The organism is Pseudooceanicola sp. LIPI14-2-Ac024, from assembly GCF_042188925.1.
Lineage (GTDB): Bacteria > Pseudomonadota > Alphaproteobacteria > Rhodobacterales > Rhodobacteraceae > Pseudooceanicola.
Window position 1 is genome coordinate 2,720,929 of record NZ_CP170102.1, and the last position, 14,987, is coordinate 2,735,915.

The following is a 14,987-nucleotide window of genomic DNA, read 5'->3' on the forward strand; positions in this document are numbered from 1 at the left end:
GGTCCGCGCCTTCGGGCGCGGATCAGTCGCCCAGCTTGGCGTGCACCTCGTCGAGGTCGATCTGCCCCACCGGCTGCCGGTTCGCCGGGTCGGTGTCATAGCGGAAGAGCTCGAAGTCGCGCTTGTAGATCTCGTAGACCAGGTGGCGGGAGAGGTCGTCGAAGTAATCCTCGACCGGGTGGGCGCGTTTCGGGCCGTGTCCCTCGCTTTCGTTGAAACGGGGGATGGCGGCCAGGTCGACGGGATGCGGCGTCTCGATCCGGTCGAGCACGCCCTGCATCCCCTCGTCGAAGCGTTCGGTCCAGAAGATCGCGTCGTAGCGGCCGCCGTTCTGCACGAATGTCGAGATGTGGCCGGACATGGCCGACCAGTGGATGTCGGGCTCCATCGGCTTGCGCCAGCGGATGGTGTCGCGGGCAAAGAGCAGGAAGCGGCGGAAGCTGGCGACCTGGTCGAACTCCTCGGTGCCGTCCGGCCCGCCGACCGCGACCCCGTACTGCTGCACCAGCATCGGCACCAGGTTGCCGCGGTAGCGGTTGCCGTTGCGCTGGATGCCGCAGATCTTGTCGAAGAAGGACGACAGGATGCGGCTGTAGGGGTTGCGGACGCAGGTGAAGGCGGGCGCACGGTGCGCGGTGACGTTGGCCTCGATCACCGGCTGGCTCGCCTCGATCCCCCACTTGTGCAGACCGGCGGTCGCGTCGTGGATGTCGCCGTCGAAGAAGCTGCCGTGGTCGGAGTAGTAGAGGATCTGGCCGATGGTCGAGCAGGCGCATTTCGGCACCACGCGGTAGACGACGCTCTCGCTCTCGGTCATCCAGGTGCCGGGAAATCCCATGCAATGCTCTCCTCGGGCCGGGCAGGGGCGCGGCCTTTCCACATCGTGCGCGGAAAAAGCAAACCAAGTCTATTTGATCAACGAAACCGGAGGCCTAACAAGGTAGAAACAACCGGACCGTTGCCGACTTACCCGCGGGGGACATGGCCAGGATCGCCTTCATACTGCTCTGCCACAAGGACCCTGAGGCGATCGTCCGGCAGGCCGAGCGCCTGACGGCGACCGGCGATTTCACCGCGATCCATTTCGACCGGCGGGCGCCCACGGGGGACTACCAGCGGATACGGCGTGCGCTGGAGGGGAACGAGAACGTCGTTTTCGCCCGCAACAGGGTCAAATGCGGCTGGGGCGAGTGGTCGCTGGTGCAGGCCACGATGAACGCGGCCGAAGCCGCGCTCGAGGCGTTTCCCGAGGCCACGCATTTCCACATGATCTCGGGCGACTGCATGGCGATCAAGTCGGCGGAGTTCGCGCACGAGCTGCTCGACCGGGCGGACTGCGACCATATCGAGAGCCACGATTACTTCGACAGCGGCTGGATCAAGACCGGCTTCCGCGAGGAGCGGCTGATCTATCGCCACTGGTTCAACGAACGCAGCCAGAAGCGGCTGTTCTATGCCGCAACCGACCTGCAGCGCCGGCTGGGGCTGACGCGGCAGCCGCCCGCGGACCTCGACATCCGGGTCGGCAGCCAGTGGTGGTGCCTGCGCCGCCACACGCTCGGGGCGGTGCTGGACTTTGCCCGCCAGCGGCGCGACGTGGTCCGGTTCTTCCGCACGACGTGGATCCCGGACGAGACGTTCTTTCAGACCATCGTGCGCCACCTCGTCCCCGACGAGGAGATCCGCAACCGCAGCCTGACCTTCCTGATGTTCACGGACTACGGGATGCCGGCGACGTTCTACAACGACCATTACGACCTGTTGCTGAGCCAGGACTACCTGTTCGCCCGCAAGATCTCGCCCGAGGCCGAGGAGCTGAAGCGCCGGCTCGGCACGCTCTGGGCGGCGCGCGGCGTGCACTTCGCGATCAGCGACGAGGGACCGCGCCTGCACGCCTTCCTGACCGGGCAGGGCCGGATCGGGCGGCGGTTCGGGATGCGGTTCTGGGAAACGGAAAGCTCGCTGGGCCGCGACCGCGAGCTGATGATCGTGATCTGCAAGAAATGGACCGTGGCCAAGCGGCTGGTGGCCGCGATCCGCAAGGCGACGGGGCTGCCGGCGGTCGATTACCTCTTCGACGAAGAGGCGACCCCCCTGCCCGCCCTTGGCGGAATCGAGAGCAGCCTGGAGAAACGCACCCGGCACCGGCGGGCGCTGGTGCGGATGCTGTTCGATTTCTACCAGGGCGACCGGCTGGTGATCTGCCTCGATCCCCGCGGGCTCGACCTGCTGCGCGACTTCTGTTCCGACCGGGCGCTGGTGCGGCTGCTGCTGGTCGACTGCCATTTCAGCGATGCGCAGGCGATCGCCCATGCCCGGCGGATCGGCCTCGCGGGCGCCGCGACCCCGCCCGAGGCGCTGGACCGCCTGGTGCCGACCCTGCGCAACGACATGGCGTCCGAGGTCGACCGCCTGCACGACGCGGGCTTTGCCCGCTTTGGCACGCTGCGCGAAGGCGCCCCGCCCGAGGCCAACGCAGAGGCCCTTGCGGCTTTCCTGTCGATCCCCAAGGATGCGGCCCGAAAGATCGCGGAGAGCCGCGACCTCTTTGCCGATTGAGGAGCCACCATGGCCTACGCCTACGACGACCAGAACATCTTTGCCAAGATCCTGCGGGGCGAGATCCCGAACAAGACCGTGCTCGAGACCGAGCACACGCTGGCCTTCGAGGACATCCGCCCGCAGGCCCCGGTGCACGTGCTGGTGATCCCCAAGGGGCCCTACGTGACCTACGACCACTTCGCCGAGACGGCGAGCGACGCCGAGATCGTCGATTTCAACCGCGCGGTGGCGGCGATCTGCCGGCAGATGGACGTCACGGCCGATGTCGGCGAAGGCGCGCGATTCATCTCGAACGCGGGCGAACACGGGGTGCAGGAGGTGCCGCATTTCCACCTGCACATCCTCGGCGGCCGCTGGATGGGCCGGATGGTCGCCAAGGCGGAGTGATCCGGGCGCGTGGCGGGGTGAAACCCCGCCCTACGCGCGCGGCGGCAGGCGGTCGTGCCGCGGCAGCCCCTCGGCGAAACAGTGGAACGGCTGCGCGTCGGCCACGTGGATCGCCATGTCGGGCCCGCCGAACACCGCCGGGTCGTCGAGCGTGCCGACCTTGACCACCAGGGTGCGCCCGCCGGGTTGCCGCGTGACCAGGTGGGTGCCGCAGGTCGGACAGAAATCGCGGGTCCGGGGCGTGTCGAGGTCGTCGCGGGTGAACTGCGCCGGGGTACCCTTGGTGTAGGCGAAATCCTCGGCCCTCATCATCACGAAGAAGTTCGGCCCGCCGCCGGTGATGTACTGGCATTCCCGGCACAGGCATTCACCCCGGAACACCGGCTCGCCCGCCGCGCGGTAGCGCACCGCACCGCAATAGCATCCGCCGTCGAGTTGCATGGAGTCCTCTCCCTTTTCCGACAGGCTACGCCGCGCCCGTGCTCTTGCCCAGCCCCGCCGGATCCACCATAGTCCGGCCCGACGGAGCGCCAGTGAAAGGATCACCCGCCATGCCCATCGACCCGCCCGAAGTGAAGATCGTGGACAGCCACAAGGTCGCCTGCGACGGCGGCGAGGGCGCGCTTGGCCATCCGCGCGTCTGGCTGCATATCTCCGAGGACACGGGCTTTGTCGAATGCGGCTACTGCGACGCGAAATACGTGCTGCGCGGGTACGAGGATCGGGCGGCGGTCTCGGAAAATCCGGGCCTCAAGGCCTGAACCTTTCGCCGCGGTCGCGGGCGGAAGACGTGTTGGAACGATGAAGCGGGGGGCGTCCGGTCTCCGCCAGAAGTGATTTCGGAGAGGGGTGCAGCATGGCGTTCGGCAAGGGGTGTCACCTGCACCTGATCGACGGGTCGGCCTTCATCTTTCGCGCCTACCACGCGCTGCCGCCGCTGACGCGGAAGTCGGACGGGCTGCCGATCGGGGCGGTCTCGGGCTTCTGCAACATGCTTTACCGCTATGTCGAGGGGAACACCGGGCCCGACGCGCCGACCCATGTCGCGGTGATCTTCGACAAGGGCAGCCACACCTTCCGCAACGACCTCTACGACCTCTACAAGGCCAACCGCGAGGCGATGCCCGAGGACCTGCGCCCGCAGATCCCGCTGACCCGCGAGGCGACCATCGCCTTCAACATCGCCTGCAAGGAGCTCGAGGGCTACGAGGCCGACGACATCATTGCGACGCTGTCCTGCCAGGCGCGGGACGCGGGCGGGCGGGTGACGATCATCAGTTCCGACAAGGACCTGATGCAGCTGGTCGGTGACGGGGTCGAGATGCTGGACGCGATGAAGAACCTGCGCATCGACCGCGACGGGGTGTTCGAGAAGTTCGGCGTCTTCCCCGAACGGGTGGTGGACGTGCAGGCGCTGGCGGGCGATTCCGTCGACAACGTGCCCGGCGCGCCGGGGATCGGGATCAAGACGGCGGCGCTGCTGATCAACGAGTACGGCGACCTCGATACGCTGCTGGAGCGGGCGGGCGAGATCAAGCAGCCGAAGCGGCGCGAGACGCTGATCGAAAAGGCCGACCAGATCCGGCTGTCCCGGCAGCTGGTGCAGCTGGATTGCGAGACGCCGCTCGATTTCACGCTGGACGACCTGGAGGTGAAGGAACCGGACGCCGAGGTCCTACTGGAGTTCCTGACCAAGATGGAATTCCGCACGCTGACCAAGCGGATCGCGGAGGCGGCCGGCGTCGAGGCGCCAGCGATTCCCGAGGCGCCTGCCGCGGCGGTGGCCAGCGACGATGCGCCCGCGCCCGAGATGCCGCCGATCGACCCCGACGCCTATGAATGCGTGTCGGATGCCGCGCGGCTCGAGGACTGGGTCGCGATGATCCGCGAGCGTGGCTATGTCGCCGTGGACACCGAGACGACGGGCCTGGACGAGATGCGGGCCGAGCTGGTCGGCATCTGCCTGAGCGTGGAGCCGGGGGCGGCCTGCTACGTGCCGCTGGGCCATCGCGCGGGCGAGGGCGAGGGGCTTTTCGACAGCGGCGAGCTGGCCGAGGGGCAGATCGCGCTGAACACCGCGCTCGACCTGCTGAAGCCGGTGCTTGAGGACGATAGCATCCTCAAGATCGGCCAGAACATGAAATACGACGCCAAGATCCTGTCGCGCTACGGGATCGCGGTGGCGCCGATCGACGACACGATGCTGATCTCCTACGCGCAGCACGCCGGGGAACACGGGCACGGGATGGACACGCTGTCCGAGCGCTACCTGGGTCACACGCCAATCCCGATCAAGGAACTGCTCGGATCGGGCAAGGGGATGATCACCTTTGACCGGGTGCCGATCGAGAAGGCGGTGAAATACGCGGCCGAGGATGCGGACGTGACGCTGCGGCTCTGGCAGCTGCTGAAGCCGCAGCTGCACCGGCGCAAGGTGACGACGGTCTACGAGACGCTGGAGCGGCCTCTGGTGCCCGTACTGGCGCGTATGGAAATGGCTGGCATCAAGGTCAACCGTGACACGCTGAGCCGGATGTCGAACGCCTTCAGCCAGAAGATGGCGGGGCTGGAGGCCGAGATCCACGAGCTGGCGGGGGAGCCGTTCAACGTCGGGTCACCGGCGCAGGTCGGCGAGATCCTGTTCGACCGGATGGGCCTGCCCGGCGGCAAGAAGGGCAAGACCGGCAAGTATTCCACGCCCGCCGACGTCCTCGAGGACCTGGCGACCGAGCATGACCTGCCGGCGCGGATCCTCGACTGGCGGCAGATGAGCAAGCTGAAGTCGACCTATACCGACGCGCTGCAGGAACACATCAACCCCGATACCGGGCGGGTGCACACGTCTTATTCCATCGCCGGGGCGAACACCGGGCGGCTGGCCTCAACCGATCCGAACCTGCAGAACATACCTGTGCGTACGGAGGAAGGCCGGCGAATCCGCGAGGCGTTCGTCGCCGAGGAGGGCAAGGTGCTCGTCTCGCTCGACTACAGCCAGATCGAGCTGCGGATCCTTGCGCATATCGCCGATATCGAGGCGCTGAAGGAGGCGTTCCGCGAGGGGCAGGACATCCACGCGGCGACCGCGTCCGAGATGTTCAACGTGCCCCTGGAAGAGATGACGCCCGAGGTCCGGCGGCAGGCCAAGGCGATCAACTTCGGCGTGATCTACGGCATCTCGGGCTTTGGCCTGGCGCGCAACCTGCGGATCCCGCGGGCCGAGGCGCAGGGCTTCATCGACCGGTATTTCGAACGCTTCCCCGGCATCAAGGACTACATGGACGCGACGGTGGAGTTCGCCAAGGAACACGGCCACGTCCAGACGCTGTTCGGGCGGCGGATCAACACGCCCGAGATCAACGCGAAGGGGCCGCATGCCGGGTTCGCCCGCCGCGCGGCAATCAACGCGCCGATCCAGGGCACCGCGGCCGACGTGATCCGGCGGGCGATGATCCGGATGGACGAGGCGATCGCCGGGCAACCCGCGAAGATGCTGCTGCAGGTGCACGACGAACTGATCTTCGAGGTCGAGAAGGGCGCCGAGGACAAGCTGATCGCCACCGCCCGCGCGGTGATGGAAGGCGCGGCGGACCCGGCGGTGAAGCTGGCGGTGCCGCTGGTGGTCGATGCCGGGACCGGGGCGAACTGGGCCGAGGCGCATTGAGCCGCCAAGGGCGTGTGCCCACGTCCTCTAGCGCACCCAGACCTCGACCCGGCGATTGACCTGAGCGCCCCAGGCGCTGTCGTCGCAGGCCATCGGCATCGCCTCTCCGAACGCGTCCACGCCGACCTCGACCCGCGCGGGATCGAGTGTTTCGGCGGCGTCGATCACCGCGTGGCGCACACTTTCGGCGCGGCGCAGCGCGATCTTGCCGTTCAGCCCCGCCGCCCCCTGCCCGTCCGAGAACCCGACGAACAGCAGGCTCCGCCCGTCGTAGCGCCCGGCCTCGAGATCGGTGGCCAGCTGCCGCACGTTGGCCGCCGAATGCGCGTCGAGCTGGGTGCTGCCCGGATCGAACCGAAACGACACGGTGAGGCGGCGGTAGGGGGTCAGCACCGACACCATACGCTGCAGTTCGGACAGCGACACCTCGGCCCCGGCCTGCGCGATGGCATTGGCAAAGCGCGCGCCCTGGTCGTCGATCGGCACCTCTTCGGGCGCCTGGTCGATGAACCCGGCGCGGCGGATCACCAGCTGGGCGCCGGGGCTGCGGGTGAAGGCCAGGAAATCGCGGGCGATGTGCGGCAGGCGGCGGACGGGCGTGTAGAGGAAGACCGGCGCGGTGAGCGGGTAATCCTCGGTCTTGGCGTTGCGGCGGGTGGCATGGATCGCGAAGCCGCATGCGCCCGAGAGGCCGAGCGGCGTGGCATTGCCGACCTCGGAGGTGGGCGAGAGCGCGATGGCGAAGGGGTCGCGGATCACCGCGTTGGTCAAGGCACGGTCGCTGTCGTGCCGGGTCACGTCCGGGCGCAGCCGGGCCCCGACGGGCGCCAGCAGCCGATCCTCGACCGCCTGGGCCAGGCCCGCATCGGCATCGCGCAGGTGCACGCTGATCGGGGCATCGGGGCCGCCGACCTGGTCCCAGTTGACGATCGCGCCCGAGAATATTGCGGCAAGGTCCGGCACCGTGACCTGGCGCAGCGGGTTGCCGGGCGCGACGATCGGCACCAGCGCGTCGAGCGCCAGCACCCGGACCCGGTTCGCCGCCTGCATGTCGCCCAACCCCGCCTCGTAGGCGCGCGTCGCCTCGGCCGGGCGGATCTCGCGCAGGGACATGACGATGTCGGCCTCGTTCACCAGCAGGTCGGCAAAGCCCTCGTCGGTGTTGGTGCTGTGGATGTGAACGCGGGCAAGGGTCTGGCCGTCACCACCATTCGCCAGCGTATAGTTGACGCGACCGGGCCCGGCATCCTCGCGCGTGACCGCGTAGTCGTGGCGCAGGGCGAAGCCCTCGATCAGGGCGGGCAGCAGGACCTCTCCGGCGGTGGCGGCCCCGGCGATGCGCAGTTCGGCGACGTAGGATTCGAGATCCGGGCAGCCGGGGCCGGCGCAGTGCACGCCCGAGCCGTCCACCGTCAGTTCACCGTAGGCCGTGTCGACCCGGTAGAATTCACCGTCATATCCCAGAAGCGTACCCGCCACCTCGACCGAGCCGTCGCGCGAGGTCAGCGTCACGTCCTGCGCGGGGGCGGCGGTGGCAAAGAGGGACAGCAGGAGCGGTGCGGCGAGGCGCGCCGCACGGGGGATGGGCATTGATGGACCTTTGGATTGTTCGCCTTACCTGCTGGCGATCTTCAGGTCATCGAGCGGGGTTTTCAACAGCAGAAGGTCCCCCACGGCGTCACAGGCGGGCATCGTCAGGGCGAGGTGTTGCCGTTTCACCCGCGCGCCGCCGGTGACCTGCAGGACGGTGGCCGAGACCGGCGTGCCGCAGGTGGTATCGAGCACCTCTGCCTCGACCGACAGGGCGATGTCGCCCGCCGTCCGGGCGGTGCCGGAGGGGAAGGTGTAGACCTCGGCCAGGGCCGCGTCGTCGAGGGCGGGGTCACCGAGGACGAGGAGAAAACCGCCTTCGCCGCGCGCCGCGATGGAGGGGTCGCGCGGGGCGCCGGACCAGACGTGGCCCGCATCGGCGTGGTCGCTGGTGAATTCCAGTGCGTGCAGGGACAGGCCGGACGGGCCGGGCGTGGCGAGGACCGCGCGGTCGTAGAAGATCAGCGAGGAGACGGGCACGGCCGCCTCGGCCCCGGCGCCGTCGTCGAGCGTGGCGACGAAGCGCGCGTTCTCGGCCAGGGCGGGGACGGCGATGGCGATCCGGCCAGTGCTGTTGGTGGTTTCGCGGAAGGTCATCCCCTCATGCGCGAAGGTGACGGGGGCGTAGGGCGCGCAGCGGGCCTGGAAGCTGAGGGCGACGAGCGCGGCGATGGTCGGTTCGGCCGAGAGCGTCACCGGGCAGTCGCCGGCCTGCGGCAGGCTGTCGGTGTCGGCGGCGGCCAGCACCGGGCGGTCCGGTGCGGTCTTGGGCGCGGTCAGCGGGATCGAGGTGGGCGCGGCGCCCGCGGGGAGCGAGGAGGTCAGCGTGATGCCCGAGATCTCGAGCCGCGGTTCGGAGGTCGGGGCGGTCAGCATGTCGGTGGCGGTCATCGACGGCGCCGCCTGCCCCGTCTGCTGCGCGGCCTGCGCGCCGTAGCCCGGGTTCAGCGCCTGCAGCCCGAAGCCCGCGGCGGCGGCCACGCCGATCACCCCGGCGATGATCAGGATCGTGTTCGACCGTGCCATGTCACCCTCCACGACAGTCCCAGTTGTCGTGGATCATGCCGGGAAAAAGCGGCCCGGCCGTGGCGGGGCCGCGCAAGTAATGCGGCGATTGCGGGGCCTCAGACGGCCCCGTGGCAATGCTTGAACTTCTTGCCCGACCCGCAGGGGCAGGATTCGTTCCGGCCCGGGTTGCCCCAGGTTTCCGGATCGCTTTCGTCGAAGCCCTCGATCGCGGCGCCCGGCTGCACCGGGTCGGCCTGCGTCGCCTCGGCCTCTTTCAGGGCCTCCTGCTGGGCGGCGAGCTGCTGCTGGAACAGGGCGAACTGCTGGCGCTGCTCTTCCTCGGTCATCGGGCGGACGCGCGACAGGGTCGCGGTCACGTCCTCGCGGAGCGAGTCGAGCATGCCTTCGAAGAGCTGGAACGCCTCTTTCTTGTATTCGTTCAGCGGGTCGCGCTGCGCGTAGCCGCGGAAGCCCACGACCGAGCGGAGGTGTTCCATGGTCAGCAGGTGTTCGCGCCATTTCTGGTCGATGGTCTGCAGCAGGATCTGCTTCTCGATCGAGCGCATGTTCTCGGGGCCGAAGGCGGCGGCCTTCTGGGCCATCGCCTCGTCGCTGGCCTTTTCGAGCCGCTCGGCAATCTCTTCGTCGTCGACGCCTTCCTCGGCGGCCCACTGGTCCACCGGCAGGTCGAGACCGAGCTTTTCGGCGACGTCGGCCTTGAGGCCCTCGATGTTCCACTGATCGGCATAGGCGCGTTCGGGGATGTGCAGGCCGACGAGGTCGTCGACCACGTCATGGCGCATCTCGGACACCATCTCGGACAGGTCCTGCGCCTCCATGATCTCCATCCGCTGCTTGAAGACCAGCTTGCGCTGCTCGTTCAGCACGTCGTCGAACTTCAACACGTTCTTGCGCATGTCGAAGTTGCGGCCCTCGACCTTGGCCTGGGCGCGTTCCAGCGACTTGTTCACCCAGGGGTGGATGATCGCCTCGCCTTCCTTCATGCCGAGGCCGGACAGCACCTTGTCCAGCCGGTCCGAGCCGAAGATCCGCATCAGGTCGTCTTCGAGCGACAGGAAGAAGGACGAGCGGCCCGGGTCGCCCTGGCGGCCGGAGCGGCCGCGCAGCTGGTTGTCGATCCGGCGGCTTTCATGCCGTTCGGTGGCCAGCACGAAGAGGCCGCCGGCCTCTTTCACCTTGGCCTCTTCATCGGCATGCTCGGCCTCGATCCGGGCGCGGACCTCGTCGGGATGCGCCTCGGGGTCGGCATCGAGCGCCTCGATCACCTTCAGCTCGACGTTGCCGCCCAGCTTGATGTCGGTGCCCCGGCCGGCCATGTTCGTCGCGATGGTGATCGCGCCCAGCTTGCCGGCGTCGGCGACGATCTGCGCCTCCTGCTCGTGGTGGCGGGCGTTCAGCACGTTGTGCGGCAGCTTGGCCTTCTGGAGCAGCTGCGACAGCAGTTCGGATTTCTCGATCGAGGTGGTGCCGACAAGGATCGGCTGGCCCTTTTCGTGGGACTCCTTGATCGTCTCGACGATGGCGGCGTATTTTTCCTGCGCAGTCCGGTAGACGGCGTCGTCCTCGTCCTTGCGCGCGATCGGGCGGTTGGTCGGCACTTCGACCACGCCGAGGGCATAGATTTCCTTGAACTCGTCCGCCTCGGTCGCCGCGGTGCCGGTCATGCCGGCAAGCTTGTCGTAGAGGCGGAAGTAGTTCTGGAAGGTCACCTGCGCGAGCGTCACGTTCTCGGGCTGGATCTGGACGCCTTCCTTGGCCTCGATGGCCTGGTGCAGGCCCTCTGAGAGGCGGCGGCCCGCCATCATCCGGCCGGTGAACTCGTCGATCAGCACGACCTGGTTGTCGCGGACGATGTAGTCCTTGTCCCGCTGGAACATCTTGTGCGCGCGGAGCGCCTGGTTCACGTGGTGGATGACCGTCGTGCTTTCCGGGTCGTAGAGCGACTGGCCCTCGGGCAGCAGCTCACGCGCGTGCAGCTGCTGTTCCAGGTACTCGTTGCCCTCGTCGGTGAACGTCACCTGGCGGGATTTCTCGTCCTTCGAATACATCTCGTCCGACAGCTCGGGGATGAGCTTGTCGATGGCGATGTAGAGGTCGCTCTTGTCCTGGCTGGGGCCCGAGATGATCAGCGGCGTCCGCGCCTCGTCGATCAGGATCGAGTCCACCTCGTCGACGATGGCGTAGTGATGCTTGCGCTGGAACATGTCCTTGAGCTCGGACTTCATGTTGTCGCGCAGGTAGTCGAAGCCCAGCTCGTTATTGGTCGCATAGGTGATGTCGCAGGCGTAGGCCGCCTTCTTCTCGTCCTGCGGCTGCTGCGGGTAGACCGCGCCGGTGGTCATGCCGAGCGCGCCGAACACCTTGCCCATCCAGTCCGCGTCCCGTTTCACGAGGTAGTCGTTCACGGTGACGATGTGCACGCCCTTCTTGGTCAGCGCGTTCAGATAGGCCGGGAAGGTGGCGACGAGCGTCTTGCCCTCGCCGGTCTTCATCTCGGCAATGTTACCCTGGTGCAGGAAGATGCCGCCCAGAAGCTGCGTGTCGAAGGCCCGCAGGCCGAGCGCGCGGCGCGCGCCCTCGCGGCAGTTGGCAAAGGCTTCGGGCAGCAGCGCGTCGAGGGTTTCGCCCTGTTCGTGGCGCGCGATCAGCTCGGCGGTCTTGTCCTTGAGCGCCTGGTCGCTCATCGCCTGGAACTCGGGTTCGAGGGCGTTGATCTTTTCGACAAGTGGCCGGGCAGCCTTTACCTTTCGGTCGTTCGCGGTGCCGAACACCTTCTTGGAGAGTTCCGATACCCAACATGTCTATTCCGATCCGGTCGTTGACGACTTCGTGCTGCGGCGCGGGGTTGTCTGGCCCACACGCCCCCCATAGAACGGGTCGGAACGGCCACCCGCGCCTTGAAACATAAGGCGATGTAAGGGTGGACCCCGTTAGTGTCAACGCCACGCGCCGGGGCGTTCCGGGCGTGGGACTAGGAAGGAACACCATGGTGACCACCTCTCTCCTCCGCGCCGGTCTCGCGGCTGCGCTGCTGACCGCGCCGCTTCCCCTTGCCGCGCAAAGCGAAACCGCGACGGAGCCCCAGACCGAGGCGCCCGCGACCGAAGCCAAGGCGGTGGACGCGGACACTGTCGTGGCCACGGTGAACGGCCATGACGTGACGTTGGGGCATATGATCATGCTTCGCGCCAGCCTGCCGCAGCAATACGCGCAACTGCCGCCCGAGGTGCTGTTCAAGGGCGTCCTGGACCAAATCGTCCAGCAGATGGTGCTGGGCCAGTCGCTCGAGGGTGAGGCGCCGCGCGCCGTCGCCCTGTCGCTGGACAACGAGCGCAACGCGCGCATGGCGACCGCGGCGGTGGCCGATTTCCTCGAGACCGCTGTCACAGAGGAGCAGATCCAAGCCGCCTATGACGCGCAGTACGCCAATGTCGAAGGCACCGAGTACAAGGCCCGCCACATCCTGGTCGAGACCGAGGACGAGGCGAAGGCCCTGATCGAGGAACTGGACGGCGGCGCAGACTTCGCCACCCTGGCGCAGGAAAAGTCGACCGGTCCGTCGGGGCCGAACGGCGGCGACCTGGGCTGGTTCGGGCCGGGCATGATGGTCAAGCCCTTCGAGGATGCCGTCATGGCGCTGGAGCCGGGTGCCCATTCGGCCGAGCCGACCGAGACGCAGTTCGGCTGGCACGTCATCCTGCTCGAGGAAACCCGCGACAAGGCCGCGCCCGCGCTGGACGAAGTCCGGGGCGAGATCGAGGCCAATCTTCAGAACGCCGCGGTCGAAGCGCATATTGACGCGCTGGTCGAAAAGTCTGAAATCGACCGTAGCGGGGCCGAAGGCATCGACCCCACCGTTCTGACCAACACGGACCTCGTGGAGTAAGCACCCAATGGGCAAGTATCCCGTCTCTCCCCTCGCTCCCGCCGCATTCCCGGACCTTCCGGTGATCGGCGGCGTCTCCTTCGCCACCGTGGCGGCGGGGGTCCGATACGCGGGGCGCACCGACGTGATGCTCGCCCATCTTGCCCCCGGCACCGCCGTGGCGGGGGTGTTCACCCGGTCGTCGACCCGGTCGGCCCCGGTGCTGGACTGCCAGGCCAAGATCGGCGGCGACAGCGACGCGGGCGCCGCCATCGTCGTGAACTCGGGCAATGCCAACGCCTTCACCGGCAAGAACGGCATCGACGCCACCCGCGCGGTCACCTCGGCCACGGCCGAGGTGCTGGGCATCCCGGAAAGCCGGGTCTTCACCTCGTCCACCGGGGTGATCGGTGAGAAACTGCCGTCCGACCGGATCACCGCCAAGCTGGGCGATCTGAAGGCCGCCCTGTCCGAAGGCGCCATCGCCGAGGCCGCGCAGGCGATCATGACCACCGACACCTACCCCAAGGGCGCGACCGCGACGGTCGAGGTCGGCGGCCAAACGGTGAAGATCGCCGGGATCGCCAAGGGCTCCGGCATGATCGAACCCGACATGGGCACGATGCTGGTCTACATCTTCACCGACGCCAAGGTGGCGCGCCCCCTGCTGCAGGAGATGGTGTCCGCGATCTCGGACCGGACCTTCAACTGCATCACCGTGGACAGCGACACCTCGACCTCGGATTCGCTCCTGATGGCGGCGACCGGCGCCTCGGGCGTCGAGGTGACCGAGGCCGGCGGCGCCTTTGCCGCGGCCCTGCACGGCGTGATGCTGGACCTCGCGCAGCAGGTGGTGCGCGACGGCGAAGGCGCGACCAAGTTCGTCGAGGTCACCGTGACCGGCGCGGCCTCGGACGCCGAGGCGCGGGTGCACGGCAAGGCGATCGCGAACTCTCCGCTGGTCAAGACGGCCATCGCGGGCGAGGATCCGAACTGGGGCCGCATCGTCATGGCGATCGGCAAGTCCGGCGCGCAGGCCGATCGCGACCTGATCACGATCCGCTTCGGCGACGTGCTGGTGGCGGAAAAGGGCTGGGTTGCGGAAAGCTACCGGGAAGAGGACGGGGCGGCCCACATGAAGGGCCAGAACCTCGTGATCTCGGTCGACCTAGGCATCGGCGACGGCGCGGCGACGGTCTGGACCTGCGACCTGACTCACGGCTACATCGACATCAACGCCGACTATCGCTCGTGAAGGTCGTTCTTGTGTCCGCCGTCGCCCTGATCGATGTCGACGGGCGGATCCTTCTGACCCAGCGGCCCGAAGGCAAGAGCATGGCGGGCCTCTGGGAGTTTCCGGGCGGCAAGGTCGAGCCGGGCGAGACGCCCGAGGCCGCGCTGATCCGGGAACTGCACGAGGAGCTGGGGATCGAGACCTGGCAGAGCTGCCTGGCGCCGCTGACCTTCGCCTCGCACAGCTATGACGATTTCCACCTGCTGATGCCGCTCTTTGCCTGCCGCCGCTGGGACGGGACGCCGCAGGGGCGCGAAGGCCAGGCGCTGAAATGGGTGCGGTCGAACGAGCTGTCGAATCACCCCATGCCGCCGGCGGATGTGCCGCTGATTCCGATCCTCAGAGATTGGGTCTAAGCACAAGATATTCGATGGCGTATGGGCGATTCACACCCCATCTGGGGTTGAATTGTGTACTTTTTGTGCCATATCTGCACAGGTTACACAAAATTTAAGCGACAAAAACGCGGATAACAGGTGAACTGTTGACCGAACTGGTGTAATCATTCCGTCACATTTCCTTTTGGGGAAAAGGGGATCTTATGCACAGAACTATCATGATGGGGAACTACGTCTCGGTGCAGGGCACCTTTGTTCGTC

At 67.5% G+C, this 14,987-nt stretch carries 12 protein-coding genes; 7 read left to right on the plus strand and 5 right to left on the minus strand.

The annotated features are described in order from the left end of the window. Window positions 1–22 precede the first annotated feature (22 nt). Window positions 23–838, minus strand: coding sequence for a sulfotransferase family protein (locus tag ACE2AC_RS13325; RefSeq protein ID WP_375687783.1), 816 nt, complete (start codon window positions 836–838; stop codon window positions 23–25). Between the two features lie 143 nt (window positions 839–981). Here ACE2AC_RS13325 and ACE2AC_RS13330 point away from each other — a divergent pair, with 143 nt between their 5' ends. Both ACE2AC_RS13330 and ACE2AC_RS13335 read left to right on the plus strand, forming a co-directional pair. Further along, window positions 982–2,559 (plus strand): DUF5928 domain-containing protein, encoded by a 1,578-nt coding sequence (locus tag ACE2AC_RS13330; protein WP_375687785.1) that lies wholly within the window; start codon window positions 982–984, stop codon window positions 2,557–2,559. 9 nt (window positions 2,560–2,568) lie between these two features. Next, window positions 2,569–2,949, plus strand: coding sequence for an HIT domain-containing protein (locus ACE2AC_RS13335; protein WP_375687787.1), 381 nt, complete (start codon window positions 2,569–2,571; stop codon window positions 2,947–2,949). Between the two features lie 30 nt (window positions 2,950–2,979). Here the strand turns inward: ACE2AC_RS13335 and ACE2AC_RS13340 are convergent, their stop codons facing one another. Next, window positions 2,980–3,390 (minus strand): GFA family protein, encoded by a 411-nt coding sequence (locus tag ACE2AC_RS13340; RefSeq protein ID WP_375687788.1) that lies wholly within the window; start codon window positions 3,388–3,390, stop codon window positions 2,980–2,982. Between the two features lie 110 nt (window positions 3,391–3,500). Between ACE2AC_RS13340 and ACE2AC_RS13345 the strand changes: the two genes are divergently transcribed. Further along, window positions 3,501–3,710, plus strand: coding sequence for a zinc-finger domain-containing protein (locus tag ACE2AC_RS13345; RefSeq protein ID WP_375687790.1), 210 nt, complete (start codon window positions 3,501–3,503; stop codon window positions 3,708–3,710). 95 nt (window positions 3,711–3,805) lie between these two features. Continuing rightward, window positions 3,806–6,610, plus strand: a complete 2,805-nt coding sequence (gene polA, locus ACE2AC_RS13350; RefSeq protein WP_375687792.1) for a DNA polymerase I — start codon at window positions 3,806–3,808, stop codon at window positions 6,608–6,610. 27 nt (window positions 6,611–6,637) lie between these two features. Here the strand turns inward: polA and ACE2AC_RS13355 are convergent, their stop codons facing one another. The 3 genes from ACE2AC_RS13355 to secA all read right to left on the minus strand — a co-directional run bounded on the left by ACE2AC_RS13355 (window position 6,638) and on the right by secA (window position 12,000). Further along, window positions 6,638–8,200: a phosphate ABC transporter substrate-binding/OmpA family protein gene (locus ACE2AC_RS13355; protein WP_375687794.1), complete on the minus strand. Its 1,563-nt coding sequence runs from the start codon at window positions 8,198–8,200 to the stop codon at window positions 6,638–6,640. A 24-nt stretch (window positions 8,201–8,224) separates the two neighbouring features. Continuing rightward, window positions 8,225–9,226 (minus strand): hypothetical protein, encoded by a 1,002-nt coding sequence (locus ACE2AC_RS13360; RefSeq protein WP_375687796.1) that lies wholly within the window; start codon window positions 9,224–9,226, stop codon window positions 8,225–8,227. A gap of 98 nt (window positions 9,227–9,324) precedes the next feature. Further along, window positions 9,325–12,000 carry a preprotein translocase subunit SecA gene (gene secA / locus ACE2AC_RS13365; protein WP_375687798.1) on the minus strand — a complete coding sequence of 892 codons (2,676 nt, stop codon included), beginning with the start codon at window positions 11,998–12,000 and terminating at the stop codon, window positions 9,325–9,327. 215 nt (window positions 12,001–12,215) lie between these two features. On the opposite strand from secA, the gene ACE2AC_RS13370 reads away from it, so the two are divergent. From ACE2AC_RS13370 to mutT, 3 genes are read left to right on the plus strand one after another with little or no spacing between them, the layout of a single operon-like run. Next, window positions 12,216–13,115 carry a peptidylprolyl isomerase gene (locus ACE2AC_RS13370; protein ID WP_375687800.1) on the plus strand — a complete coding sequence of 300 codons (900 nt, stop codon included), beginning with the start codon at window positions 12,216–12,218 and terminating at the stop codon, window positions 13,113–13,115. Window positions 13,116–13,122: 7 nt separating this feature from the next. Beyond that, a complete protein-coding gene (argJ, locus tag ACE2AC_RS13375; protein ID WP_375687802.1) occupies window positions 13,123–14,349 on the plus strand; it encodes a bifunctional glutamate N-acetyltransferase/amino-acid acetyltransferase ArgJ in 1,227 nt (408 codons plus the stop codon). Beyond that, window positions 14,346–14,744 carry an 8-oxo-dGTP diphosphatase MutT gene (mutT, locus tag ACE2AC_RS13380; protein WP_375687804.1) on the plus strand — a complete coding sequence of 133 codons (399 nt, stop codon included), beginning with the start codon at window positions 14,346–14,348 and terminating at the stop codon, window positions 14,742–14,744. The genes argJ and mutT overlap by 4 nt, the downstream gene beginning before the upstream one ends. The last annotated feature ends 243 nt before the right edge of the window (window positions 14,745–14,987 follow it).

Coding starts and splice junctions, on each gene's coding strand:
- ACE2AC_RS13325 (WP_375687783.1), bottom strand. CDS start 838: ATGGGATTTCCCGGCACCTGGATGACCGAGAGCGAGAGCGTCGTCTAC.
- ACE2AC_RS13330 (WP_375687785.1), top strand. CDS start 982: ATGGCCAGGATCGCCTTCATACTGCTCTGCCACAAGGACCCTGAGGCG.
- ACE2AC_RS13335 (WP_375687787.1), top strand. CDS start 2,569: ATGGCCTACGCCTACGACGACCAGAACATCTTTGCCAAGATCCTGCGG.
- ACE2AC_RS13340 (WP_375687788.1), bottom strand. CDS start 3,390: ATGCAACTCGACGGCGGATGCTATTGCGGTGCGGTGCGCTACCGCGCG.
- ACE2AC_RS13345 (WP_375687790.1), top strand. CDS start 3,501: ATGCCCATCGACCCGCCCGAAGTGAAGATCGTGGACAGCCACAAGGTC.
- polA (WP_375687792.1), top strand. CDS start 3,806: ATGGCGTTCGGCAAGGGGTGTCACCTGCACCTGATCGACGGGTCGGCC.
- ACE2AC_RS13355 (WP_375687794.1), bottom strand. CDS start 8,200: ATGCCCATCCCCCGTGCGGCGCGCCTCGCCGCACCGCTCCTGCTGTCC.
- ACE2AC_RS13360 (WP_375687796.1), bottom strand. CDS start 9,226: ATGGCACGGTCGAACACGATCCTGATCATCGCCGGGGTGATCGGCGTG.
- ACE2AC_RS13370 (WP_375687800.1), top strand. CDS start 12,216: ATGGTGACCACCTCTCTCCTCCGCGCCGGTCTCGCGGCTGCGCTGCTG.
- argJ (WP_375687802.1), top strand. CDS start 13,123: ATGGGCAAGTATCCCGTCTCTCCCCTCGCTCCCGCCGCATTCCCGGAC.